Below are 23750 nucleotides of genomic sequence, written 5' to 3' on the forward strand. Positions count from 1 at the left end.
TATACCTCGTTCGGGTGTTTTGATTAGAGATCGTGGTCTGCGTCAAACAGGTCCCGGTCACCGCCGAGGTGGACCTCTTGGTGGACGAATCCGGAAGGAGGATTGATTCCCGTGGCCTCGTCATGGAGATGAACGAGTGGGATGAGTACGCTATTGAGGAAGCTCTTCTCATCAAGGAGAGGATCGGGGGCACTGTTACTGCCATCACCATGGGTCCCATGAGCTCAGACTCTATTCTGAGGCGCTGTCTAGCCAAGGGAGCCGATCACGCCATCCTCCTTAGAGACGAGGCCTTTGAAGGGTCCGATGCCTACGCCACAGCAAAGACCCTCCATGCGGCGATCAGTGGCCTCGAATACGACCTTGTGTTCACCGGGGCCCGATCGGGGGATCACAACTACTCCGCCGTGGGGGGCATCCTTGCAGCACTCCTTGGGGTTGCCCACGCGCAACTGGTAAAGAAGGTCAAAGTCGTGAATAGGTCGCTTATAGTCCACCGGGAGCTAGAGGAGGGCCTCGAAGAGGCCCTTGAGCTGCCTATGCCTGCTCTCCTCGGGATCCAAACAGGGATTAACGAGCCCCGGTACGTCTCCATCATGGGGATCAGGAAAGCAAGGAAGAAAGAGCTCACGGTCATGGACCTCAATAACCTCCGCCTCAATAGGGAAGAGGTCGGGGAGACGGGTTCCTGGCTGAAAGTCCAGCGAATCTACGCGCCCCTCATAGAGAAAGAGACTGAGATCATCACCGGGAGTCCAGAAGATGTAGTAGGGAGGCTTGTCGAGGTTTTCAAGTACAGGGGGCTGATCTAGCTGGTAGGCATTCTCATATTAGCAGAACACAGGAAGGGGTGCCTCAGGGAAATCACCTATGAGCTTCTCGCTAAAGGCATGATGGTCGCCAAATCACGAGGGCTAGAGCTGTCAGTCATACTTCTTGGATCTGGATGCTCAGAGCTCGCAGGTGAACTCGCTTATCACGCGGACAAAGTCATCGTCGTGAACCACCCGAACCTTGCTGAGTTTAACGCCGAGGCGTACAGGAAGGTTCTCGTTAGTTTTATCGCCAATAGGATACCTCGCCTCACCCTTATCGGCCACACCTCCTGCGGCCTAGATCTCGCCCCAGCCCTTGCGATAGAGTTGGGTATCCCTCTTGCTACAGACTGTATTGATCTGAGGCTGGATGGGAGGAGTCTCATCGTCACCCGCCAGGTCTACGGGGGAAAACTGAACATTGAAGGGGTTCTTAAGGAAGCGGATAATTATGTCGCCACCATTCGCCCTGTGACCTTCAAACCAGGGGAGCCCCGGACTCGGCCGGGGGAGATAATTTCTCTGGAATATCCCAAGGATATCAAGCTTGGGACCCGCTTCATAGGCTTCGTGGAACCTCCTCCGGGGGAGGTGGACATCACAGATGCAGAGGTCATTGTTTCTGTTGGAAGGGGCATCAAAGAGGAGAAGAACATCTCTATAGCCAAGAAGCTCGCCGAGGCATTGAAGGGGGAGCTGGGGTGCTCAAGACCAGTAGTGGACAAGGGATGGCTTCCTAAGGAGCGGCAAGTAGGATCCTCTGGAAAGACAGTGAAACCTAAGCTCTACATCGCCTCAGGGATAAGCGGAAGCTTTCAACACATGATGGGAATGAAGAACTCAGAGCTCATCGTCGCAGTTAACAGGGACCCAAAGGCACCCATTTTCAGCATAGCCGACTACGGTGTGGTGGACGACCTTTTCATGGTGCTTCCTGCGCTGACAAAGAAAATATCTAACCTCAAAGGGTCCGAGTAGCCCAGCTATAAAGCCGTTAGGCTGAGGATGGGGATCCTACGTCTCTCTGATCTACCCAGAGGAACTCTCTAATCGCCTGGTCTGCCTCCTCTGAAAATAGCACAAACTCATCCTCATTTTTGTATCCTGTTGGCCTCTCCTGGACCTTTAGAGTGATTTCCTGGGAGACCCCCTTGACTCATGCGTAATACAAAAGCCCATAGTAGATATCCGAGAATAAACTTATTTCTCTCATTAAGTTCTCCCTAGTCTTCATCTCAACGAGAACGTACCCCCTGAGCCCAATCCTATTGATGACATCCGTTGAGTAGCTGATTTTCCTTGCGTTGTTAAAGTCCTGAACTGCTTCTCTAAGTCACTGTAGTAACTTCTCGCCCTTAGCAATTGAAGTTAGATGATCTCTTGAAATTAAACTAATTAACTGACATTGGTTTTTTCAGCTCGTCTGTGTGCCGATTTTCTTGCTCTCCTTTTTCTGGGTCAAAAACCTCCTTGACGCCAGGAGCCCTTTTTTGATGGCCTTCCTCTCTGGGTCCGGGCTGATCCTCTGGAGGATCTGTATGGTGAGCTCATAGAGAATATAGAAGGGGACGCTCATCAGGAGCATGGTGAAGGGAGTAGGGTCTGGTGTTAATATTGCTGTAAGGATTAGGAGCCCCGTAAAGATCCCCTTTCTGTTATTCTTGAGAGTCTCAACCTCTAAGAGGTCCGCCTTCACTAGCAACCAGATGATCACGGGAAAAGTGTAGAAACTCCCAGATCCTAGGATCCCGAAGGCCACCATATCATAGAAATCCTTAACCGCAAAGATTGGGAGAACCCTGCTCTGACTCACAAAATTATACAGCACATTGAACGTCGTGGGGAGGAGGAAGCACCATGCATAGGTGGCTCCCACTCCAAAGAGGAGTAAAACGACAAAGACGAACGAGAAAATCCCCCTCTTTTCGAATTCGTAGAGGGCGGGGTTGACGAACTTGAAAAGTTCCCAGGAGAGGTAGGGCAGAGTGACTAGAAAAGCGATAGTAAAGGCGACAAGGAAATAGATGTAGAATGGGTCGAGCCAGTTAAACGCGATGAGCTCAACTTCCCTGGGAAGCAGGGAATCCTGAATGATCTCAAGGACCCTGCTGATGAGAGGTTGGTAACCAGAGAAGTTTAGCTTAAGGATGCGCGTTAGGTCAGCGGGCGCCGACATTATGACGAAGGTCACTATGGCGAGAGCGGTGAGGGCCCTCCGGAGGCGCGTTGCTAGCTCCTCGAGATGACCCCAGATGGACTGCTTTTGGTTGATGTTCATCTACACTCCGGGGAGGCTAAGCCTCCTTTTTATCAGTAGATTTCACGATGTCCTGAGCGATCTCGGAGACGCTCCTGCCTTCCGTCTCGATGCCCAGCTTCTTGGCCGCCTCGAGAATCGCATCACGGTCCTCATCGTCCTTGTCCTTAACTTTTGCCTTGACATACTTTGCGGGCTCCCTAGTGGCGTCTGTATACTCTCTCACCGCAGAGCCCATAGAGCGGGCCAGCTCGGGGAGCTTCTTCCCGCCAAAGAGCAGGAGAATAATGAAAAGGATAATAATTAGCTCCGAGGGTCCAGTCCTACCAAACGGCATTGTAAATTAACTTCCCTTCAGAGGTATGATAAAAACCTTGCCGATATAAGCTTGCGGTTTATACTTACAAGTTTCCAGACGAGATTTTTCCTATAATAACCGCTAGGTCCGACCAAAATTAATCCAAAACAACTTTCAAAAAATTGTGACTGATTTTTATAAATTGTAAGTGACTAAAGCCTTTTCCTCTAAGATTGAAATATGAAACTCGTTTTTTCGCGATTTGTAGGGGAAAACGATAGGTGAAAAATTTAAAAAGGTCAGTATATGATTAAAGGGGAGTGATTGGCGATGTTATATTTAGGTGATCATGTTGCGTTTTGGATCTTCACAATCACTGAGATCGGGTTTCTTGTCTCTTCCATAGTACTCGCCTGGGTGATAGGTCCAAAGCAACCTAACAAGATTAAGGCAACGATTTTTGAATGCGGACAGGACCCAATTGGAGCTGCAAAGGACTATAAGATTCTCGGGATAACCCGATACTTTGGGTACGCCGTGGTCTTCTTTGCTCTAGACGCCTTCGCCTGGGTGACCTTGACCGCTGCGATGTCCATAAACTTCACCTTTGATACGATTGCCATAGTCTCTGTATACGTATTTATAATCCTAGTAGGGGTCGGCTATTTCCTATCCGAGCTAAAGAAATTGGTGAGATGAATTGACAGAAGATTCCATAGAGCTGAAGAGAGCTCTCGACTGGGTCCCTGGCTCCGGCAGTGTCTATAATATCGTCGATTATCTTGCCGGGTGGGCCCGAAAATACTCTATTTGGCCCATACATTTAGTGACTGGGTGTTGTGGTCCTGAGTTCATGCAGACCTCCGGGGTGGAGTATGACATGGAGCGGCTTGGAATCCTTCCCTTCGCTAGTGTCCGCCAGTGTGACTGCATTATGGTGGTCGGTGTTGTTTCCAGAAAAATGGCTATACGTGTAAAGTACCTTTACGAGCAGATGGGGGAACCAAAATATGTTGTCTCAGTTGGAGCTTGCCCAACGGGAAAGGGGCCTTTCTACGACTCCTATGGGGCCGTCAAAGTCGACGAGTACGTCCCAGTGGATATTTATATACCAGGATGTCCGCCGCGCCCTGAAGCCATAATCCACGGAATGATGCTCCTCCAAGAGAAGATCAAGAACGAAAAGAGGATCGGTGTCAAGGTTGAATGAGGCGGAGCTCGTTGATGCGATATTAACCTCCTATTCTGAGAGCATCAAGTCGGCTTCTGTTCTCCGGACCAGAAGGGTATCTGTTGTCGTAAAGAAGGAGACGATCTTGGAACTGGCTGAGGCTCTGAGGGATGAATATGGCTTTAAAACTCCCTCCGGCGCAGGAGGAGTAGACTACAACAGGGAGAACCGGATGCAGATGGTTTACTACCTGTTTAACCCAGATACTAAGATCACACTAACCTACAAGGTTGACCTACCCAGAGACAACCCGAGTCTCCCTAGCCTTACAGGGGTTTGGGAGGCGATGAGTTTCCATGAGAGAGAGGCCCACGAGATGTTTGGCATAGAGTTCGAGGGCCACGAAAATATGATTCCTCTCCTAATCTCCCCAGATTGGAGAGGGGGTTATCCGCTTAGGAAGGATTTCACGGGGGAGGCGCCTGCGGAGTGAGCGAGCCTGTTATTACTCCCGACATCATGCGGATAAGCTGGGGGCCTCAGCACCCCATGAGTGGCCAGACCCGGCTCATTCTTGATCTAGATGGGGAAAAGATCCACAAGATTACCGCTGACCTAGGCTTTACCCACAGGGGTATAGAAAAGACTCTGGAAAACCGGACCTTCCTTAAAGGAATCGTTCCTATCGAAAGGATGGCGATGATCGATACTCCGAACATCGGCATCGGATATGTCATGGCAACCGAGGAAGTCCTCGGCATTGATGTCCCTGAGAGGGCCAACTGGATCAGGAGTCTCGTCTGCGAGATGTCCCGGATCAGCAGTCACCTTTATGCCTTTGGATTACAGGTCGAAGCTACGGGGTTCTTCCCTGCAGTCTTCCTCTGGACCACCGCGGACAGGGTTCTCTTACTGGACCTCTTAGAGGAGCTCACGGGGGCTCGTTTCAGCTATAACTTTTTCCTCCCTGGTGGAGTGATGAAGGATATCCCAGAGGGATTTACTAACAGAATTATAGAGATCGTCAATTATCTCAGGAGACGATTCACTGACTACTGGGCTGCGATGGTTGAGAACGAGATCTTTGAGAAACGTTGCAAAGGCGTCGGCGTATTGACGCCTAAAGATGCGATCCGATTAGGAGCATGTGGTCCCGTTGTGAGGGGATCGGGTTTACCTATTGACGTTAGGAAGGATGAACCATATGCGGCCTACGGAGACCTAGATTTTGATATTGTCACCGAGTCCGCGTGTGACGTCATGGCCAGGACTAAAGTAAGGTTCCGGGAGATCGGTGAGTCCTTAAAAATTATGGAGCAGATCGCCAATGAGATCCCGGGCGGCCCCATCCGGACCAGATTCCCCCTATTCACACGTTCCCGGCCGGGGGAATCCTATAGTAGGGTTGAGACAAGCCGGGGAGAGATGGGGATCCACATGTTAACCAATGTTGGTATGAATCCCTATAGGGTTAAGATCAACTCCCCGTCTTTGAGACATATGTATGTATTTGAAAGACTGTGTGAGCTGGACCGGATGACCATGGCCGATGTCCCGGTCGTGGTAAACTCGCTTGATATTTGGTACCTAGACGTGGATAGGTGATGATGGTGAATATTATCCAATCTCTTTTGAATTTCGTCGTTGAATTCCTAACCTTCAATGCTAAACCTCTTCTCCAGATCTACGTTTTACCCGGTCTTGCTTTCATTCTATTATTCGGGGTTGTTGCTGTCTGGTTTGAGAGAAAATTTCTCGCCAGAGCAATGCTCAGGGTGGGCCCTTATTACTGCGGTGGACGGTCTGGAGTGTTACAGCTGATTGCGGACTTTGTCAAGTTATTATTGAAGGAAATCATCGTCCCCAAAGACATGAACTTTTTCTTCTTTGCAATTATGCCGGTTTTGATCGCAACGATACCAAGCTTAGCCATCTTATTAATCCCTTTTGATGTGAACTGGGTCCTATGGAATATAGGTGGCTTGGGATTACCCATGTTCTTCGCCATCGCGGGGGTTGCTCCATTGATCCCAGTCTTAGCGGGATGGGCTTCGAATAACAAATACAGTTTCATAGGGGCCTTTAGGGTCGCCTATATGTACATCAGCGCGGAGATCCCTTTGGTTCTATGTGGGGCTGCGGTCGCCATCATGGCTGGTAGCTTTAACCTAGTAAAGATTGTCCAAGCTCAGCAGAATCTGTGGTTTGCGGTGCCCCAATTCATAGGTTTTGTAATCTTTTTCCTTGGCGTCATTATCGAGTCTGAGAGGGCACCTTTCGACATCCCTGTTGCCGAGACGGAAATAGTCTTCGGATGGAGGACAGAGTATAGCGGAATCCTTTTCGGTTTCACTATGTTGGCAGAGTACGTGATGTTCCAGGCTTGGACCCTACTTTTTGTAACTCTCTATCTGGGAGGGTTCAACGGCCCTGTCATCTTCGGCAGTGTTATGCTAAGCCACATTATCTGGATGCTGGTAAAGTTCTCTGTTGTCGTGATTGTCATAATCCTAATCAGATGCGTTTTTCCGAGGTACCGACTAGATCAGATGCTTGAGCTTGGTTGGAAATACCTTACGCCATTGGCGGTGCTCAACCTATTTTTTGTGCTGGCACTAAAACTGTGGGGGATCTACTGATGAAGCTATTCAAAAAAATAATCAAACCGTTCCTTACTGTGGCACCTTATGTGCTCAAGAACAGCCAGACCATCGCATACCCGACGGAGCGTCTCATATTCTCCCAACGGTTCCGTGGACGCCACAAGTTCTACTTCGAACGTTGTATCAGCTGCAACACATGCGTCCGGGTCTGCCCATGCAATTCAATTATTCTCGTCGAGGCGGACGGCCATGAGGGAACGTATCCCCAGATCGACTATCAGACATGTAGTTCCTGTGGGTATTGCGTAGAATTTTGCCCAACGTTCGCCCTTGAGAATACCGATTTTGTGGAATTCTCTGTTAAGAATCGGGCTAACTTAGTTTACTCTCCGGAGATGCTCACTGAGGTCCCCGACCTCAAGGAGGTCCTTCCGAGACTCAAAAGGAGGACAAAGAGGTATATGACGAAGACAGAGGTCAAATACAAGAAGGTGAGCGACGAGTGATAGAACTCCTTCTCGTCCTGGTACTTACAGTTATCAGTGCTGGGCTGTCAGTGACGATGCCCAATATTGTGTATGGAGTCTTCTTCCTATTATGCACCAATGTTGCCCTCGCAATTGCCTATTATATTCTAGGGGCACCCACTGTGGCTCTGTTTCAACTCGCGATCTTTGCAGGAGCTATTGTGGTCTTCTTCATTATCACAGTGATGCTCACAAAGTCTGGCGATATGGAGATAACCGAGGAGGTTGAGGCATGAGTGACCTCTGGGAAAAGTACGGGATGACCATATCCGTTATCATCTTCCTCTCAGGTGTTTTTGCAACCTATATGTTCAACGACGCTCTGAGCTTCCCAGCTTTCGAATACCGATCCTCGGAATCGAGCCTAATTCCTATAGAACCCTATGATGATATCGCAGAGTTGTCTAGTCGTTTCATGTGGGAGAACCGTGCCCTCGACCTTATAGGTCAGGCTTTCGTCATCACGGCTTCAGTGATCTGCTGCTTGACATTGCTTAAGCCAGAGGAGGTTGAGCTTTGATGACCCCCATTAATGCGCTCATTCTCACCACGATTCTGATGATCGTGGTCGGTCTAGGGTGCCTTATGTTCAAGAGGGATATGGTCAGGCTCCTCTTCGGGGTGGAAATCCTATTCAACGCTGCAAACCTGTTTTTTATTGCCTTAGCCACCCAGAACCCGGGCATGATCGATCCCTTTGCTCACTCCGTGGTTAACATGGCCATCGTCCTTGATGGGACAGTAATCGCCGTCGGTCTCACGATGGTGCTCAACGTATACAAACATTACAAAACCATTGACATTAGGAAGCTGAGGCGGTTGAAATGGTAGTAACAGATATGATATCCCAAGGATTCCATCTTCCCTTGCCTTTGGCACTCCTCCTTATCGGAGGCCTAGCCACACCCCTCATCGGTATGGCTGCTGAGAGGATCGGCTTTGCAAAGGTGCGGGAGGCTTGGATGGTGATCGTTTCTGCCGGCTCCCTGAGCTCGGTTTACCTTCTTTATCAAAAGGTCGCCGCAGCCGGGGGAGTTTTGATTGTAGCCATGTGGGGACAGACTCCTCCCCTTGGAGGAATCTTCGAAATAGACATGCTTAGTGTTTTTATGACGGCAAGCATCGGCTTCATAGGGCTCTTGGTTGCCGTATACTCTGTGAGCTACATGGAGAATGAGACTAGGCTCACAGAGTTCTATGCCCTGGTCATATTCATGATGGCCGGCATGACAGGCATTGTGTTGGCAGGGGACCTATTTACCCTGTTCGTTTTCTGGGAGCTGATGGGCCTCTCCAGCTACGTGCTGGTCGCCTTCCTGAAGCGCACCTGGGGGCCAATAGAGGCCGGTTTTAAATATCTCATAATGAGCGCAACAGCAGGAGCCTTCCTTATCCTCAGTATGGCTATCATTTACGGTATGACTGGATCCCTCAACTTCGCGGCCATAGCCAGCACCCTCAGAAACGCCCCGGCCTCACCATGGCTCGTAATCCTCTTTAGCACACTAATCGTAGGGTTTGGCGTAAAATCTGCAATAGTCCCCCTCCATACCTGGCTGCCGGATGCCCACCCAGAGGCCCCCAGCCCTATCAGTGCATTATTGTCCGGAATAGTCATTGAGACGGGTCTATATGCCCTCACTAGAGTCCTGTTTCTAGCATTTAATCCTAGTTTATTCAAATTTCCCATCGCTTTCCTTGCAGTTATCACCATGACCCTAGCCAACGTCATGGCGCTCCGCCAGACTGACCTCAAGCGTCTTCTAGCCTACTCCAGCATCGCTCAGGTTGGATACATGCTCGTCGGTCTGGCCGCAGGGACTGCCTACGGCGTAATGGGACTCCTGCTCCACGTATTCAACCACTCAATAATGAAGGGAATGGCTTTCCTCGCCACGGGATCCCTAGTCCACGAGGCTGGCACCCGGGACATCGAGAGCTTGAGGGGAGTGGGGAAGATGATGCCCTTGACCTCCGTCAGCCTCTTCATCGCGTTACTAGGTCTTGGAGGCGTCCCAGGTACCAACGGCTTTATCAGTAAATACCACCTCTTCAGCGCCGCCTTCGGCTCAGGCCTGGGATGGCTGGGGATTATTGGAGTCCTGAACAGCGCCCTGAGCATGGCATACTACATTAGGGTCATGCAGGTTCTCCTGGGTACGCCCAGAGAGACCTTAAAGGTCCATGAGGCGCCGCTCTTGATGGTGGGCGTGACTGTTATAATGACTCTCATCATAGTCCTCCACGGCATCTGGCCTGCCCACATCATCAACTTTGCGGCTACTGCCTCCGATTCCCTAGTTAATGGGCTCTCCACATTTATCGCGGCGGTGTTAGGCTGATGTTTTACGAAAACACTTTTAATTGGATACAAAAAATGGTAGGAAATATGATGGGAGGACAAATGTGATGAATCCTGTCGCAGCGTTGACTCCACTTGAAACTCTCCTAAAATACCCAGGTCCATGGCTTGCCTGGATCCTCCCCATGATCGGCGCCTTAACTATGCCCCTCTTCGGGAGACTGGGTGATAAGATAAGGGACTACGCGGCCGTTGCTTGGGGCCTAACATCGGTCGTGTCGGCGGCATCCATGATCCCGTGGTTGTTCACTGGCAACTGGCCCGGAGACATCAAATTGACGACTTGGATTACCTTCCCAGGCGGAAATCCCTTATCTGTCGGAGTTTTGGTAGACCCGTTAAGCATAATTATTACCAATGTGGTCGCGTTCATCTCGTTTCTTATCCTTGTCTATTCAACAGAATACATGCAGGGAGACAAGCATCTCACGAGGTTTTGGTTCTTCTTCCTCTATTTCGTCGGGAGCATGCTTCTGCTCGTCCTATCCGATAATCTCATCCAGACTATGCTTGGCTGGGAAGGAGTCGGCATCTGCAGCTATGGCCTTATTGGCTACTACTTTAGGGATGCAAAGAATCGGTGGCTCGGTGGACCACCACCTCACAAGATGTTTCCGCCGTCTCATGCCGGTATGAAGGCATTCGTGGTGACGGGAATCGGGGATGTTTTCATCCTGGGAGCAATATTCGTCATCTTCAACTACGCCGGCACTCTGAACTATGTGGAGCTTATCGAGACCGCACACGTATGGCTACCCCAAATCGCTGCTGTTCCTGGCCTACTCGCCATCACGGCGATCTTTTTCCTCGCTGGCCCCATCGGTAAGTCTGCCCAATTCCCCTTTCATGAATGGCTACCCGAGGCTATGGCAGGTCCCACCTCTGTTTCCGCCCTAATCCATGCGGCCACAATGGTAAAGGCTGGAGTCTACCTCGTCGCTAGGATGTCTCCAATATTCTACTTGGGCACCTGGGAGATGCATATTCCCGAGGCCCAGGTGTTCTTCATAGTAATAGCAATCGTAGGGGCATTCACCACCTTCATGGCTGCCTCTCAGGCACTCGTCTCCGTTGAGTTGAAAAAGATCCTAGCATACTCAACGGTGAGCCAGATCGGCTATATGATGCTGGCCCTCGGAATATCAGGCCTGAGCGAGGGTGCATATGTAGCCGGTATAACGGCGGGGGTCTTCCACCTGATGAGCCACGCCCTTTTCAAGGCAGCTCTCTTTCTTGGCGCCGGATCCGTCATCCATGCGATACATACTATCTACACCTTCAACATGGGTGGTCTCAAAAAATATATGCCCATCACGTTCATCTTGATGATCATCGCGACCGCATCCCTGGCCGGGGTCCCGCCACTGAGCGGGTTCTGGAGCAAGGACGCCGTCTTCATTTCAGCTTTGATCGCCAACACGCCCTTATCGCGGACTTTGCTGGTCGTTGGAGCCATAAGCGCTGCGATGACCTTACTCTATAGTATCAGGTACATGATGATCACTTTCGCCGGCGTCGAGAGCAAACACATTAAGGATATGAAGCATCACGGCCACGAGCCCCACGAGGCTCCGAAGATCATGTGGGTGCCCATTGCCATCCTTGTCGGCCTCGTTTGCGTTGTTGGGCTCTTGGGTTTAATCGGTTTCTTCGTGCCAAGCTTGTCCCCCGAGCTTTTCATTGAGCATCAGATCGATAATATGCTCCATCACATGGAGATACCCCTTCACACCCACCACCTAGAGTTCACGACCACTCTGACCGCCTGGGGCACTTCAGCGGCGATGCTCCTAATAGGTCTAATCCTAGGCTGGATCTTCTATCTTTCAAGGAAAAAGGACTCTTGGGCGTTTGTATCAGGGAATCCCGTCCTCCGTCCCCTTCACACATTCTTCTTCAATCGATGGTACATGAATTCCGCCTACTACGCCGTGTTCGTCTATGGACTTATTGACTTTGCGAAGGTGGTCTATGCAAGCCTTGAGAGCCTGGTCTTCGACAAGATTGGCACTTTCATAAGCGGTTCAATGATTGAATTCGGTAAGGTGCTCAACGTATTTGAGACAAAAGTCTATGTCCCAGGGATAAACCAAGACCTTGTCAACGTCTTCGTGAAGGGCAGCAACACTATGTACGATAACTTGGAAAATCTAATAGACATGGTTTTCAACCGTGCTGTCCCATCCGCTATGACCGGATTCCATAATCGAGTTAAGAAACTCCAGTCCGGAGTCTTATCTCACAACATTATATACATGGTGATCCTATTCCTAGTTCTGATTCTAGGATTCGGATTATCTCTAATGAATGGAGGATAATGAAATGGTAATACCTTACTCCTTAGCTTTGATACTTTTAGTCCCTTTAGTATCTGCACCCATAGTTTACTATCTTGGTAAGCAGATGGGAAAGAAAGTTGGATGGATTGCACTCATCCCATTACTTATCACATTACTATTTGTTACCAACGTTGCTATAAGCATCAAGGACGGTGGATCCTATAACGAGAGTTATGTTTGGGCTCCTGCTTCGGGACTCTCATTCGGTCTGCTAGCTGACGGCTTGAGCATTTGGATGTTACTCACAGTAAATATTCTCGCCTTATTGATTTGCGTTTACTCTGTTCGGTACATGGAGCACATGTTCCAGGAGGAGGAGCACCGCACTGGCGTCTCAACTCCCAACTCGGCCTACTCTTCCTACTACACATTCTACCTTCTATACGCAGTTGGGATGCTCGGCACTGTTTTAACGACGAATTTGATCCAGTTTTACCTGTTCTACGAACTCATGCTTGTGCCCAGCTGGGTCCTCATTAACAACTATGGCTACGGGGAGCGAGAGCGGATCGGAATGATGTACTTCATGTGGACCCATGTAGGTGCAGTAATAATGCTGGCAGGCATCCTCAGCAGCTTCTGGATCACCGGTAGTTTCGAGATCTCGGCCCTCAGCAGTATAGTCGGTAGCCCCCTTGCAGGTTGGATATCCCTCGCAATCCTCTTTGGCTTCTTTACAAAGATGGCGGTTTTTGGTCTCCACATCTGGCTGCCCTACGCCCACGCTGAAGCTCCGACTCCAATAAGCGCTTTGCTGAGTCCAGCAATGATAGGGATTGGTGCCTACGCGGCTGTAAGGCTCGTTATTGCCCCGATGCTCGAGGTTTTCAGTCAATATAAATTGCTATTTTCAGCATGGGCCCTTCTTACCATGGTTTATGGTGGTCTTATGGCTCTAGCTCAGGACGATATAAAGAAGCTCCTTGCATATTCGAGCGTTAGCCAGATGGGCTACATATTCCTCGGACTCAGCAGTGCAACATCCATTGGTCTTACCGGGGCTATCTTCCACTATATCACACATGGCATCTCTAAGGGTATCCTTTTCGCTATTGCTGGAATTCTCATTGTCCAAACGGGGACACGGAGCATTAAAGAACTTGGTGGATTGATAGATCAGATGCCACTTACCGGTGCCCTGTTTATCATTGGCTTCTTCGGTATCTCCGGGATCCCCCCAACGATCGGATTTATGTCAAAATGGACAATCTTCTTGGGTCTCTTTACAGGAGCGCTCGAGCATTCAATTGAGATGATCGTAATATCCGTCATCTCAATCCTCATGACCGTAATTACCCTAGGTTACTCTCTCTGGACTATATGGCGAATTTTCTTCGGTCCCCTCCCAGATCATCTGAAAGAAGTTAAGGAGGCTCCACCAATCATGACAGTTCCCCCTCTAGTCCTTGCAGTTGCGTCTCTGATCCTTGGAATCTTTCCAGGTTTTGTCACAGATTTCCTTGTTCGTGTTTTGGGGGTTTAAATGATGTTTACACCATTATGGATTGCGATACTTGCGCCTATTCTGTTCATGCCAATAGTCTATGCAATCGGCCGAAGAATCGGTAAAAAAGTTAGTTGGATAGCCCTCATCCCTCTCGCTTTTAGCGTGGTCACGTTCATAAACTTCATGCCTACGATCTCTCTAGGGCCTATTGGCGAGTACTTCTTCTGGCTGCCAGGGCTTAGGTTTGGACTACTTCTTGATGGCTTGAGCTTGCCCATTGTCCTTACAGTAGCCATCCTTTCTGCTTTGATCGTCATATATTCTACCGCCTATATGGAGCACAAGGTTCACGAGGAATACCACGAAGATAATAAAAAAGCCTATGCGACCTACTACGCCCTTTACCTCGCTTATGCCACCAGTATGATGGGAGTTGCTCTATCAACTAATCTATTTGAGTTCTACTTTTTCTTTGAGCTGATGATAATTCCCTCCTGGGCTTTGATAAATATATACGGATATGGGGAGAGGGAGAAGATAGCTCTGACTTACCTTCTCTGGTCCATAGTCGGAGCGGTGTTATTTGTCACAGGCGCACTTACCGCCCATGCTGTGCTACATAGTTTCGAGATCTCAGATCTAGCCAAGCTTAACGGTCATCCCCTGTCAACGTTTATTGTTATATCCATGCTCCTAGGTTTCTTTATCAAGATGGCGGCTTTTGGCTTACACATATGGCTGCCCTATGCCCACACAGAGGCACCTACACCCATAAGCGCCCTGCTAAGCCCGGCTATGATCGGCTTGGCCGCATATGCCACAGTCAGGATTCTAGTTCCAATCCAAAGTGCCTTCCAAAGTATTCATTGGATAGTATTGATCTGGGCATTTGTGACTATGGTTTACGGAGGTCTAATGGTTTTAGCCCAGACCGATATAAAGCGGCTCCTTGCCTATTCAAGCATGAGCCAGATGGGCTATCTTATCATCGGCATAGCTAGTAACACACCCCTTGGGATATCTGGGACTATGCTACACTATGTCAGCCACGGATTGGGTAAGGCTGCTCTCTTTTTATCGGCGGGTGCCATAATGCATCAGAGCGGCATCCGCGATATCAGATCACTAGGAGGTCTTGCTGGGAAGATGCCAATTTCGGCCGTTGCTTTTACCATAGGGGTTATGAATATTGCAGGCATACCGCCAACGATAGGATTTATCTCTAAGATGATGGTGTTCATGGGCGCCATAAACCGGGGGTTGGTTACCTCCCCCCTCGATCTGGCAGTAACCTTCGCGGCATTAATTTCAACCGCGCTTACAATAGGATACACAACTTGGACCATACGACGCATTTTCTTTGGCCCAACACCGGAACATCTGAATAATGTAAAAGAGGCTCCAATTACGATGACAGCTCCCTTAATCATAATAAGTGTCCTCTCTGTGGTTCTTGGCATCTATCCTAAAGTCATCCTGGACCCCCTTATTCAGATTGTCCAGGTACTAGTCCCCGGGTAATGAGGAGGATTGAAGAGAAATGATTAATGGTTTGCTGGCGTTTGTGGTTTTCTTACCAATAATATCTGCGCCAATCATCTATGTTCTGAGGAAAAGATTCGGTGAAAGCCTTGATTGGGGGCCGTTCATCATCTTACTCTTCATAACATTGATAACGGCTCCCCTTGTGTTGACGGCTCATAAGCACAACCTCCTTGAAGAATACCTATGGACGACGACACCGGTGAAACTTACGTTTGGACTACTTGGAGATGGGCTGAGCGTTCCAATACTCTTCACAATGATCTTCGTTTTTGCATTCTCCGTGTTATTCTCCATTCCGTATATGAGACGTCGGATGAAAAGAGGGGATATTGTGGAGAGTGATGGTAAATATGCTATTTACTACACCTTTTATTTACTGTATGTGGGGAGCGTTCTAGGGTCTATCCTCTCGACCAACCTCATTGAGTTCTACCTTTTCTTCGAGTGTGCGGTGGTGTTTTCATGGTTCCTTATTTTCATCTTTGGCTATGGTAAACGTGAAAAAATATCTCTGACCTATTTTATCTGGACCAGTGTGGGGGCGCTTTTCCTACTTACAGGGATGTTATTTGCTTACCAGTATATCGGAAGCTTTGAAATCGCTGATCTATGGAGAATATCGGAAAGTCCGATAGGAACTTGGATCGGTTTAGCATTCACCCTAGGGATCCTTGTAAAGATTGGTGCCCTAGGACTCCATGGCTGGCTCCCAAGCACCTATGGAGAGGCCCCTACCCCTGTTAGTGCGGTCCTGGGGGCGACATCCGTTGTGCTAGGGACGTACTCCTTAGCAAGGCTGCTCGTCCCCTTCCGTGAGGTCATGTTCGGGATTAGTGGCTGGCTTGAACTCTGGGCACTACTGACGATTCTCTACGCCGGTGTCATGGCCTTGAGGCAGAGTGACACAAAGGGTTTAGTAGCTTACTTAAGCATGAGCCAGATGAACTATTGCTTTCTAGGCGTTTTTACTTATGTGTTCCACGGTGTCCTTGGGGCTGTTTCATATAGTATCAGCCACGGACTCGCCATTTCCCTGCTCTTTTTGGTATCCGGAGCCATACTGTATAGGACAGGTACACGAAATATGGATGAGCTAGGAGGATTAGCCGAAAAGTTACCCTCATCCATGATCGCAATCCTTGTGGGCTTCCTAACCATTGGAGGTCTTCCACCCTCGGTTGGATTTAAGTCAAAATTTATACTCCTCACTGGCGCCTTTGAGAGAGCTCTTGTTAGCTCCCCTCTCGAATGGATAATTGCGATACTAGCGGCGACAGTAGCTACTATAGTTACAGTCGCTTACGAATTTAAGACAGTATGGAGGGTATTCTACGGCAAGTTACCGAAACAATTCGATGATTTAAGGCAAGAACCCATTCCAATGATCGTAGCTTTATTTGCAATGAGCTCCCTACTCATATTATTCGGCATCTGGCCCATTATCATTACAAAACCACTAGAGGTGTTCTTTGAACATTTACCGTGGGGATAACTGAATGGGTTGAACTAAGATGTTGATAAAATGTGTATATAATGTACATCTGTTTTAACGGTTAAAATAAATAAAACGATTTAACCGATATTGGGACGATTCATGCGCGCGATGAAAAGTATTACAGAAGTTTTTTTAATCAAGAGCCCCTGAGCATCTAAGACATGAGTGTTGCCGTAATAGGACCCCCCTCCTTTATCACCACCTTCGAGTTGATTGGGGCTGCGGGTTTTGAGAGCAGCTCCGGGGATGCTGTAGCGCAGACTTTGGATCGTCTCGTCAACGAGGGTCAATTTCAATTCATAGTAATCCCTGAGCGCTTTGCAATACAGACACGACCCGTCCGGGAGGCTGTTATGAGTAAGGGGGAGATTACGCCTGTCTTCGCCCTCATCCCTGACTTCACGATGGAGACTGGGATGAGAATGGAGGAGCTCCAGGAAGTTGTTTCCCTTGCTATTGGAACACGTTTAGAGCTGTGATGAAATGGGTACGGAAAGTGTATTATCAATAGGAGAGCGCCTCCAGAAACTCTTAGTCAATGCTGAAGTCGAGGCCAAGGCCATGATTACAGAGGCACAGAGCACCACCAACGAGAAGATTACTGCTGCTAATAACGAGGCCTCTAGGAAGAGGGCCATGGCTCAGAGGGGCACCGGGATCGAGGAGCTCCTTAAGGATGAGGAAAAGAAGGCGAAAAAGGAAGCTAAGAAGATCCTTAAGGATTACCAAGTCCAAGCTGAGGCTCTCAAGGACGTTCCGGAAGATAAAGTAAGAGAGGCTATAGAGACGGTGATGAAAGAGGTGCTCCGCCAATGAGCAAATCCACCATGGATCTCGAGGCCAATCTCATCGAAAGAGTTATCGAGCAAAGGAACAAACTCCTAGAGGATGCAGAAAACAAAGTTAGAACGATTAAAAGGTCGGGCGTAGAGGAGGTGGCCCGTATTCTCGCTAACTCTGAGGCGGAGATCCTCAGTATGATCGGCTCTGATCTCAACGCCACGAGAGACAGGATAATTGGGGCAGCCCAACTTGAGGGCAGGAAGGTCATCCTGCTAACCCGCCAGTCCATTCTAGTTGGAATCTTCGATAAAGTTCTAGAGAGGCTCCAAGGTGTGGCAATGGGAGGCGAGGCCACTGTTGACAAAGGTCGGGTCCTCATCTCGCTAATCACAGAGGCTGCCACCGCAATTGGCGGCGAGGAATTCATTATTTCAGCGAACAAGGCTGACCTTGAGTATCTTGAAAAAAACTTAGGTAATATCCATATGGCTTTAAAGAAATCGATAGGTGAGATTAGAATCAGCGTTGACTCGGATCCCCTCAACGTCGTTGGGGGTGTTGTTGTTAGGAATAGCGACGGTAATAAGACCTACCATAACACCTTTGAGGGCAGGCTTGCAAACGTTAGGGCGAGGCTCGAGTCCGAGATCGCCGAAAATCTAGGAGTGCTGTAAATGTCAATTATTGGAACAATCGAGAGAATTAATGGATCCCTCATCGTTGCCCATTTCGACGAGGAGCCAAAGATCGGCGACCTTACCGAGGTCGGGGACCTCAGACTTATGGGAGAGATAGTTAGGCTCAGCGGGGAGACCGCTTATATACAGTGCTTCGAGGCAACTAGCGGTCTCAGACCCGGGGAGCCGGTTGCAGACCTCGGAGTCCCCCTTGTCGCTGAACTCGGTCCTGGCCTTATGGGCCGGATCGTGGACGGCGTGGAGAGGTCAGAGACGGAGCTTTGGGAACTTACGGGGCCCTTTGTCTCCAGAGGGACTAATATCTCGCCCCTCAATAGGGAGGCAAAATGGAGATTTGAGGCTAAGGTCAAACCCGGTGACAAGGTAGAGGGGGGTAATGTCCTTGGGGTTGTCCAGGAGACGGTGTCCTTTGAGCACAGGGTGCTAGTACCCCTTAAACAGTCAGGCACCATCAAATCAATCATGTCGGGGGAGTTCACCGTTACCGACGTCATTGGAGAGATTGCAACCAGCTCAGGCATCGTGCCAATCAAAATGATGCAGACCTGGCCAGTGCGGATCCCTAGACCCATCAAAGAACGTCTCCCTCTGGAGATGCCCCTTATGACTGGTCAAAGGGTCATCGACACCTTTTTCCCCGTGGCGAAAGGCGGTGCAGCTGCAATCCCCGGTGGCTTCGGGACAGGCAAGACGGTTACCCTTCAACAGGTTGCCAAGTGGTCTGACGCTGATATCATAATCTATATCGGGTGCGGGGAGAGGGGAAACGAGATGGCCGACGTAGTTGCCCACTTCCCCGAACTCGAGGATCCCCGAAGCGGAAGCAAGCTCATCGAGAGGACGGTCATCATCGCGAACGTCTCTAATATGCCCGTCTCCGCAAGAGAGGCCAGCATCTATATGGGAGTTACCATCGGAGAGTTCTACAGGGACATGGGTTATGACGTCGCTATTATGGCTGACTCTACGTCACGATGGGCTGAAGCTCTCAGGGATATCTCAGGGCGTCTCGAGGAGATCCCTGCTGAGGCAGGTTTCCCCGCCTACCTCTCGGACCGGATCGCCCAGATTTATGAGAGAACAGGCAGGGGCGTCGTTATGGGGGACGGCAGAAAGTTAGGCAGTCTCACGCTTATAGGGGCCGTATCTCCCCCCGGCGGAGACTTTAGTGAACCCGTGACCACCCATACCCTTAGGTTCATTGGTACCTTCTGGGCTTTGGATACAGACCTAGCTTACAGGCGCCACTTCCCGGCTATCAACTGGCTAAGGAGTTTTACGCGTTACTTGGAAGTTGCTGCTCGATGGTGGGCTAGCCTTGATCCTGGGTGGGAAGAATCAAGGACTCAGGCACTAAGGCTATTAGAGGAGGCCTCGGAGATCGAAGAGACCGCCAGGATAATTGGGGAAAAGGCTCTCCCGGACGAGCAGAGGCTCGTGCTACTACTGGCGGAGATGCTCAGGGAGGGCTTCCTTGTTCAAAGCGCATTTCACGATGTCGACACCTATTGCGAGGCTGAGAAGCAGACTGCCCTACTCAAAGTGTTCATTGAGTTCTACACTAAGGTGGACCCCCTCGTGAAGTCGGGTGTACCCATTGAACAGGTGAGGGAAATGGACATCGTCACCGAACTAATGCGCCTCAAGGAGAGGGCCGGAGTCGAGCCCATAGAGCAAGCGAGTAAGGCGATCCTCAGGCAGAGGGACGCCCTCGCGGAGCGGTATGAGGTGAAACTGTAATGGAAACCGAACAATCAGGGATGATTTACAAGACCACCAGTGAAATCAAGGGCCCGATTCTTATGGTGGAGGGGGTCAAAGGAGTCGCTTTTGATGAGATTGTGAACATCAGGAGACCCACTGGAGAAATAGTGACTGGTTCTGTTTTGGACGTTAGCAGGGACTGGGCAATGGTTCAGTGTTTTGGGGACACCAGCGGGATGGACCTAAACGTCCAGATAAGGTTCACCGGGGAGACTCTAAAGATTCCAATGAGTGAGGAGCTCATCGGCAGGGTCTTCAGCGGCAGCTTCCAGCCCCTAGACGGCATACCTGTCCCACTGAGCACAGACCGGAGAGATGTAAATGGCGGGACCATCAACCCTGCAGCCAGAGATGTCCCTAGCGAGTTCATCCAGACCGGGATCAGCGCCATCGACGGTATGAACAGCCTCGTCCGTGGCCAGAAGCTTCCCATCTTCAGCGAGTCAGGTCTGCCTCACAACGTGATGGCCGCCCAGATCGCACGGCAGGCTACTATCCCCGGCCAAGAGACTGACTTCGCCATTGTCTTTGGGGCCATGGGAATAAAAAATGAGGAAGCAGACTATTTCAGAGCGGAGTTCGAGAAAACCGGGGCTCTGAGCAAGTCCGTTCTCGTTCTCAACCTCGCGGATGACCCACCAATCGAACGTATCGTCACCCCCCGTATCGCCCAGACTATCGCAGAATACCTCGCATTCGACTTGGGGATGCACGTCCTCGTCATCCTAACCGACATGACCAACTACGCGGAGGCACTCCGAACGATCAGCATCGCGAGGGAGGAGGTTCCTACTCGTAAAGGTTATCCAGGCTACCTCTACAGCGACCTCGCTACTATCTACGAAAGGGCGGGCAGGATACAGGGTAGACCAGGCTCTGTAACCCTGATGCCTATACTTTCAATGCCTGCAGGGGATAAGACTCATCCAGTCCCGGACCTTACAGGCTATATCACTGAGGGGCAGCTTATTTTGGAGCGGGAACTTAGCCTCAGAGGAATCTACCCCCCAATGAATCCTCTCCCGAGTCTCAGCAGACTCATGAAAGATGGCATCGGTGAGGAGACCACTCGAGAGGATCACCAGGACGTTTCCAACCAGCTCTACATGGCTTACGCTGAGGGTACAAGAGCCCGCGGTTTAGTCCGAATCGTCGGAGAGGTGGGTCTAAGCGACAGGGAAAGGACGTGGCTAAGATTCGCTGACCGTTTCGAGCAAGAATTCGTGAATCAAGGTCCATACGAGAATAGGAGCATCGAGCAGACCCTGGGAGTAGCCTGGGACTTACTCTCAATTCTCCCCGAGGAGGACCTAATACGCATCAGGGAGAATTATATCACAAAGTACCACCCGGCTCACAAGAGTGAAAAATAGTGTCCGCCACCACTGGAATACGGCCCACTAAGGGCTTCCTCATGGAGATGAAACGGAGGATCGGATTCATCGAAAAGGGCACTGAGTTCCTGAAACTGAAGAGGGATCACCTTGCGAAAGAACTCACATCCTCCATTGACGTTCTAAAGGGGCGGAGGAACAAACTCCTAGAGGAGCTCCAGGTAGCCTACAGGGGTGTTACTGCGGCCTATATCAGCTTAGGTCCAACTGAGGTGACGAGTCAGGCGAGTTCTCTCAAGAGCGGCCTTGAAATAGAGGTTCTCCCTAGAGCTACTATGGGTGTAAGGTACCCATTCATCAAGGTAGACAAAGACCCCCAGATCGCTGGGGAGCTAGACATCACGTTGAATGAGGCAGCAGAGAAGGTAATGGGTATTCTCAAGGACATCATCCAGATCGCAGAATTCGAGGCGAGGGCCGAGAGGATCGCGGACGAGCTGGGAAAGACCAACAGGAAGGTGAACGCATTGGAGAACACCATCATACCGAGATATAAGGCAATCATTAAGTTCATCGAAGACAAGCTCGACGAGGAGGCTTTGGAGGAGCTCGTTAGGATGAAGCTCATTGGAGGTGCGTTAGCGAAACGTCGATGAAAATGGGCCTCCACTATGTAGTGATTAGGAGCCACGCTCTCATAGCTGACCTTTTGGCCCCAGAGGAGATGGGCAAGCTCGCAGAGCAAGGGTCTATCGTGGACTTTATCGAGAAACTCTCGGGGACTATCTACGGCACCATAATAGTCGGGGAGAGGGGCGATCCCTCCATCGCCCTGGAAAAGGAGTTCTATCTCAGGTTCATCGAGAGGATGACTAAAATCGTGGATATCACTCCAAAAAAGATGGGGGCGTTCCTCCAAGCCTACTACTATTTGAGGTTTGAGACCCTCAACCTCAAGAGGATCCTCAGGGGCAAGTTCAGTGAACTCCCTATGGAGACCATCAAAAGTTATCTCGTTCCCATGGAGCCCTACCAAACCCCAGATTATGAGGGGCTGGTGGAGGCAGATAGCATCGAGGAGACCGTGAAGATGCTCCAGGGGACACCCTACGCTGGAATCGAGGCGAGCTTGGAGGTCGCCCGACGGTACGATGCCATTTGGCCCATGGAGCAAGCGCTCAATCAGCTATACGCCATCACCGTGCTTGAGTCTCTGGATTCTCTTTCTAGGACCGATAGATCCCTAGTTAGGAGTATATTGACGTTCGAGGTCAACATCGAGAACCTCCTAAATGCGATTAAGCACAGGAGGCACAGGAAGGATGACTTAGAGGCCAAAAAGATCGAGGAACTCTTTCCTATCACTTTTGACATTGACCTCAAAAAGATCAAGGCCCTAATCCATGCAGAGGATCTCAATGAGGCCATTGATGACCTCGGAGATCCCTATACCAAGATACTCTCCCCAATATACACGGGTGACGTCGCATTGATCAGGGCTAGGGTCCGGAGGTACATCTACGAGATCGTTAGTAATCGCCGAGCCGCGAAGAACTTCGGATTCAATGTGATTATGGCGTACCTGATCTTCAGTGAGCTCGAAAAAGACGACCTCGTCGGGATAGCTTGGGGAATAACTCAGGGGATCACTGCTGACGAAATGACTAAATATCTCTCGGTTTCTGGGCGATGAATCAAGGGGATAATCCCTCTATTTTTTTCTATAATAGAAATAATTCAATATACTAACTGGTTAAAAAAAATAAAAAAGAAAAAAAGGGTGAAATCGTCGCGCCTATCCGCTGCTTAGCAGGATAGCCACGATCAATCCGTAAATGGCCAAACCCTCTCCAAGGGCGATGAAAAGCAGTGACCAGATCGAGAGCTCAGGTCTCTCGGTGATCATCGCCGCGCCTGCCTTTGCAGCCACCATTATAGCTAGTGCTGCAGCAAAGCTAGCGCCAATCATTGTCATCGCTCCTGTCAGGAGAGGCCAAGCCGATTCAGGAATCATGCCACCTTCACCTCCAAAGGTTATCACTAAAACGAAGAGAAGATCTACGACCATCAGGAATGCTCCAAAGGCACTTAGGGCAGTTCCCCAAACGGTGCCTTTTCCCTCAACCTCTGCTGAGGCTCCAATGATTCCTCCCTGCGTAAAACACCATGCGCCCGCCAGCATCGTTACTCCGATCGCGATCACAGGTGGTAATAGGGACACGCTATAATCGTCTCCCCGCATTTCGTTGCGTCTTTAAGGTTCTCATGAACATCAAGTGCATTTTTCCACCTCGTTCTCCTATCAATTACTG

At 49.9% G+C, this 23750-nt stretch carries 26 protein-coding genes; 23 read left to right on the forward strand and 3 right to left on the reverse strand.

The features are described 5' to 3' along the window. The first annotated feature begins 32 nt into the window (after positions 1 to 32). Entirely contained in the window at positions 33 to 812 is a 780-nt protein-coding gene (locus QGG23_05515; protein MDP6048883.1) for an electron transfer flavoprotein subunit beta/FixA family protein, read from the forward strand. Positions 813 to 827: 15 nt separating this feature from the next. Beyond that, entirely contained in the window at positions 828 to 1793 is a 966-nt protein-coding gene (locus QGG23_05520) for an electron transfer flavoprotein subunit alpha/FixB family protein (protein ID MDP6048884.1), read from the forward strand. Positions 1794 to 2229: 436 nt separating this feature from the next. Here the strand turns inward: QGG23_05520 and QGG23_05525 are convergent, their stop codons facing one another. Together QGG23_05525 and QGG23_05530 are read right to left on the reverse strand one after the other, a co-directional pair. Further along, positions 2230 to 3093, reverse strand: a complete 864-nt coding sequence (locus tag QGG23_05525) for a twin-arginine translocase subunit TatC (protein MDP6048885.1) — start codon at positions 3091 to 3093, stop codon at positions 2230 to 2232. 16 nt (positions 3094 to 3109) lie between these two features. Next, positions 3110 to 3409 carry a twin-arginine translocase TatA/TatE family subunit gene (locus QGG23_05530; GenBank protein MDP6048886.1) on the reverse strand — a complete coding sequence of 100 codons (300 nt, stop codon included), beginning with the start codon at positions 3407 to 3409 and terminating at the stop codon, positions 3110 to 3112. Positions 3410 to 3700: 291 nt separating this feature from the next. On the opposite strand from QGG23_05530, the gene ndhC reads away from it, so the two are divergent. The 21 genes from ndhC to QGG23_05635 all read left to right on the forward strand — a co-directional run bounded on the left by ndhC (position 3701) and on the right by QGG23_05635 (position 23131). Then, a complete protein-coding gene (gene ndhC / locus QGG23_05535; protein MDP6048887.1) occupies positions 3701 to 4069 on the forward strand; it encodes an NADH-quinone oxidoreductase subunit A in 369 nt (122 codons plus the stop codon). 1 nt (position 4070) lies between these two features. Beyond that, on the forward strand, positions 4071 to 4580 hold the full coding sequence (nuoB, locus tag QGG23_05540; GenBank protein MDP6048888.1) for an NADH-quinone oxidoreductase subunit NuoB: 510 nt from the start codon (positions 4071 to 4073) through the stop codon (positions 4578 to 4580). Then, complete coding sequence (locus tag QGG23_05545) at positions 4564 to 5034, forward strand: NADH-quinone oxidoreductase subunit C (protein ID MDP6048889.1); 471 nt, start codon at positions 4564 to 4566, stop codon at positions 5032 to 5034. Before nuoB ends, QGG23_05545 begins: the two co-directional genes overlap by 17 nt. Then, a complete protein-coding gene (locus tag QGG23_05550) occupies positions 5031 to 6146 on the forward strand; it encodes an NADH-quinone oxidoreductase subunit NuoD (GenBank protein ID MDP6048890.1) in 1116 nt (371 codons plus the stop codon). The genes QGG23_05545 and QGG23_05550 overlap by 4 nt, the downstream gene beginning before the upstream one ends. Continuing rightward, positions 6146 to 7180 carry an NADH-quinone oxidoreductase subunit NuoH gene (gene nuoH, locus QGG23_05555; protein ID MDP6048891.1) on the forward strand — a complete coding sequence of 345 codons (1035 nt, stop codon included), beginning with the start codon at positions 6146 to 6148 and terminating at the stop codon, positions 7178 to 7180. Before QGG23_05550 ends, nuoH begins: the two co-directional genes overlap by 1 nt. Next, on the forward strand, positions 7180 to 7650 hold the full coding sequence (locus tag QGG23_05560; GenBank protein MDP6048892.1) for a 4Fe-4S binding protein: 471 nt from the start codon (positions 7180 to 7182) through the stop codon (positions 7648 to 7650). Before nuoH ends, QGG23_05560 begins: the two co-directional genes overlap by 1 nt. Beyond that, a complete protein-coding gene (locus QGG23_05565) occupies positions 7647 to 7907 on the forward strand; it encodes an NADH-quinone oxidoreductase subunit J (GenBank protein MDP6048893.1) in 261 nt (86 codons plus the stop codon). The genes QGG23_05560 and QGG23_05565 overlap by 4 nt, the downstream gene beginning before the upstream one ends. Then, a complete protein-coding gene (locus QGG23_05570) occupies positions 7904 to 8191 on the forward strand; it encodes a hypothetical protein (GenBank protein MDP6048894.1) in 288 nt (95 codons plus the stop codon). The genes QGG23_05565 and QGG23_05570 overlap by 4 nt, the downstream gene beginning before the upstream one ends. Further along, positions 8191 to 8502, forward strand: a complete 312-nt coding sequence (locus QGG23_05575; GenBank protein ID MDP6048895.1) for an NADH-quinone oxidoreductase subunit K — start codon at positions 8191 to 8193, stop codon at positions 8500 to 8502. Before QGG23_05570 ends, QGG23_05575 begins: the two co-directional genes overlap by 1 nt. Continuing rightward, a complete protein-coding gene (locus QGG23_05580) occupies positions 8496 to 10013 on the forward strand; it encodes a proton-conducting transporter membrane subunit (protein ID MDP6048896.1) in 1518 nt (505 codons plus the stop codon). The genes QGG23_05575 and QGG23_05580 overlap by 7 nt, the downstream gene beginning before the upstream one ends. A gap of 67 nt (positions 10014 to 10080) precedes the next feature. Next, positions 10081 to 12351, forward strand: a complete 2271-nt coding sequence (locus QGG23_05585) for an NADH-quinone oxidoreductase subunit L (GenBank protein ID MDP6048897.1) — start codon at positions 10081 to 10083, stop codon at positions 12349 to 12351. A gap of 4 nt (positions 12352 to 12355) precedes the next feature. After that, positions 12356 to 13855: an NADH-quinone oxidoreductase subunit M gene (locus tag QGG23_05590; protein MDP6048898.1), complete on the forward strand. Its 1500-nt coding sequence runs from the start codon at positions 12356 to 12358 to the stop codon at positions 13853 to 13855. Then, a complete protein-coding gene (locus tag QGG23_05595; protein ID MDP6048899.1) occupies positions 13856 to 15340 on the forward strand; it encodes an NADH-quinone oxidoreductase subunit M in 1485 nt (494 codons plus the stop codon). It abuts the gene before it with no gap. A 19-nt stretch (positions 15341 to 15359) separates the two neighbouring features. Next, positions 15360 to 16856, forward strand: a complete 1497-nt coding sequence (locus QGG23_05600) for a complex I subunit 5 family protein (GenBank protein ID MDP6048900.1) — start codon at positions 15360 to 15362, stop codon at positions 16854 to 16856. Between the two features lie 164 nt (positions 16857 to 17020). Further along, positions 17021 to 17338 (forward strand): V-type ATP synthase subunit F, encoded by a 318-nt coding sequence (locus QGG23_05605; GenBank protein ID MDP6048901.1) that lies wholly within the window; start codon positions 17021 to 17023, stop codon positions 17336 to 17338. A 4-nt stretch (positions 17339 to 17342) separates the two neighbouring features. Continuing rightward, positions 17343 to 17675 carry a hypothetical protein gene (locus QGG23_05610; protein MDP6048902.1) on the forward strand — a complete coding sequence of 111 codons (333 nt, stop codon included), beginning with the start codon at positions 17343 to 17345 and terminating at the stop codon, positions 17673 to 17675. Next, positions 17672 to 18316, forward strand: a complete 645-nt coding sequence (locus tag QGG23_05615; protein MDP6048903.1) for a V-type ATP synthase subunit E — start codon at positions 17672 to 17674, stop codon at positions 18314 to 18316. Before QGG23_05610 ends, QGG23_05615 begins: the two co-directional genes overlap by 4 nt. Then, entirely contained in the window at positions 18317 to 20080 is a 1764-nt protein-coding gene (locus tag QGG23_05620; GenBank protein MDP6048904.1) for a V-type ATP synthase subunit A, read from the forward strand. Beyond that, on the forward strand, positions 20080 to 21477 hold the full coding sequence (locus tag QGG23_05625; GenBank protein MDP6048905.1) for a V-type ATP synthase subunit B: 1398 nt from the start codon (positions 20080 to 20082) through the stop codon (positions 21475 to 21477). The genes QGG23_05620 and QGG23_05625 overlap by 1 nt, the downstream gene beginning before the upstream one ends. After that, entirely contained in the window at positions 21477 to 22094 is a 618-nt protein-coding gene (locus tag QGG23_05630) for a V-type ATP synthase subunit D (protein ID MDP6048906.1), read from the forward strand. The genes QGG23_05625 and QGG23_05630 overlap by 1 nt, the downstream gene beginning before the upstream one ends. Next, the gene (locus QGG23_05635) at positions 22091 to 23131 is read left to right on the forward strand and encodes a V-type ATPase subunit (GenBank protein ID MDP6048907.1); all 1041 of its coding nucleotides are present in this window, start codon (positions 22091 to 22093) and stop codon (positions 23129 to 23131) included. Before QGG23_05630 ends, QGG23_05635 begins: the two co-directional genes overlap by 4 nt. 102 nt (positions 23132 to 23233) lie before the next feature. Here the strand turns inward: QGG23_05635 and QGG23_05640 are convergent, their stop codons facing one another. Beyond that, complete coding sequence (locus QGG23_05640) at positions 23234 to 23659, reverse strand: ATP synthase subunit C (GenBank protein MDP6048908.1); 426 nt, start codon at positions 23657 to 23659, stop codon at positions 23234 to 23236. Between the last annotated feature and the right edge of the window lie 91 nt (positions 23660 to 23750).

The organism is Candidatus Bathyarchaeota archaeon (assembly GCA_030739585.1).
Classification (GTDB): Archaea; Thermoproteota; Bathyarchaeia; order TCS64; family TCS64.

Coding starts and splice junctions, on each gene's coding strand:
- QGG23_05580 (MDP6048896.1), top strand. CDS start 8,496: ATGGTAGTAACAGATATGATATCCCAAGGATTCCATCTTCCCTTGCCT.
- QGG23_05590 (MDP6048898.1), top strand. CDS start 12,356: ATGGTAATACCTTACTCCTTAGCTTTGATACTTTTAGTCCCTTTAGTA.
- QGG23_05605 (MDP6048901.1), top strand. CDS start 17,021: ATGAGTGTTGCCGTAATAGGACCCCCCTCCTTTATCACCACCTTCGAG.
- QGG23_05525 (MDP6048885.1), bottom strand. CDS start 3,093: ATGAACATCAACCAAAAGCAGTCCATCTGGGGTCATCTCGAGGAGCTA.
- QGG23_05530 (MDP6048886.1), bottom strand. CDS start 3,409: ATGCCGTTTGGTAGGACTGGACCCTCGGAGCTAATTATTATCCTTTTC.
- QGG23_05575 (MDP6048895.1), top strand. CDS start 8,191: ATGACCCCCATTAATGCGCTCATTCTCACCACGATTCTGATGATCGTG.
- QGG23_05620 (MDP6048904.1), top strand. CDS start 18,317: ATGTCAATTATTGGAACAATCGAGAGAATTAATGGATCCCTCATCGTT.
- QGG23_05600 (MDP6048900.1), top strand. CDS start 15,360: ATGATTAATGGTTTGCTGGCGTTTGTGGTTTTCTTACCAATAATATCT.
- QGG23_05570 (MDP6048894.1), top strand. CDS start 7,904: ATGAGTGACCTCTGGGAAAAGTACGGGATGACCATATCCGTTATCATC.
- QGG23_05595 (MDP6048899.1), top strand. CDS start 13,856: ATGATGTTTACACCATTATGGATTGCGATACTTGCGCCTATTCTGTTC.
- QGG23_05585 (MDP6048897.1), top strand. CDS start 10,081: ATGAATCCTGTCGCAGCGTTGACTCCACTTGAAACTCTCCTAAAATAC.
- ndhC (MDP6048887.1), top strand. CDS start 3,701: ATGTTATATTTAGGTGATCATGTTGCGTTTTGGATCTTCACAATCACT.
- nuoH (MDP6048891.1), top strand. CDS start 6,146: ATGATGGTGAATATTATCCAATCTCTTTTGAATTTCGTCGTTGAATTC.
- QGG23_05625 (MDP6048905.1), top strand. CDS start 20,080: ATGGAAACCGAACAATCAGGGATGATTTACAAGACCACCAGTGAAATC.
- QGG23_05610 (MDP6048902.1), top strand. CDS start 17,343: ATGGGTACGGAAAGTGTATTATCAATAGGAGAGCGCCTCCAGAAACTC.
- QGG23_05615 (MDP6048903.1), top strand. CDS start 17,672: ATGAGCAAATCCACCATGGATCTCGAGGCCAATCTCATCGAAAGAGTT.
- QGG23_05635 (MDP6048907.1), top strand. CDS start 22,091: ATGAAAATGGGCCTCCACTATGTAGTGATTAGGAGCCACGCTCTCATA.
- QGG23_05560 (MDP6048892.1), top strand. CDS start 7,180: ATGAAGCTATTCAAAAAAATAATCAAACCGTTCCTTACTGTGGCACCT.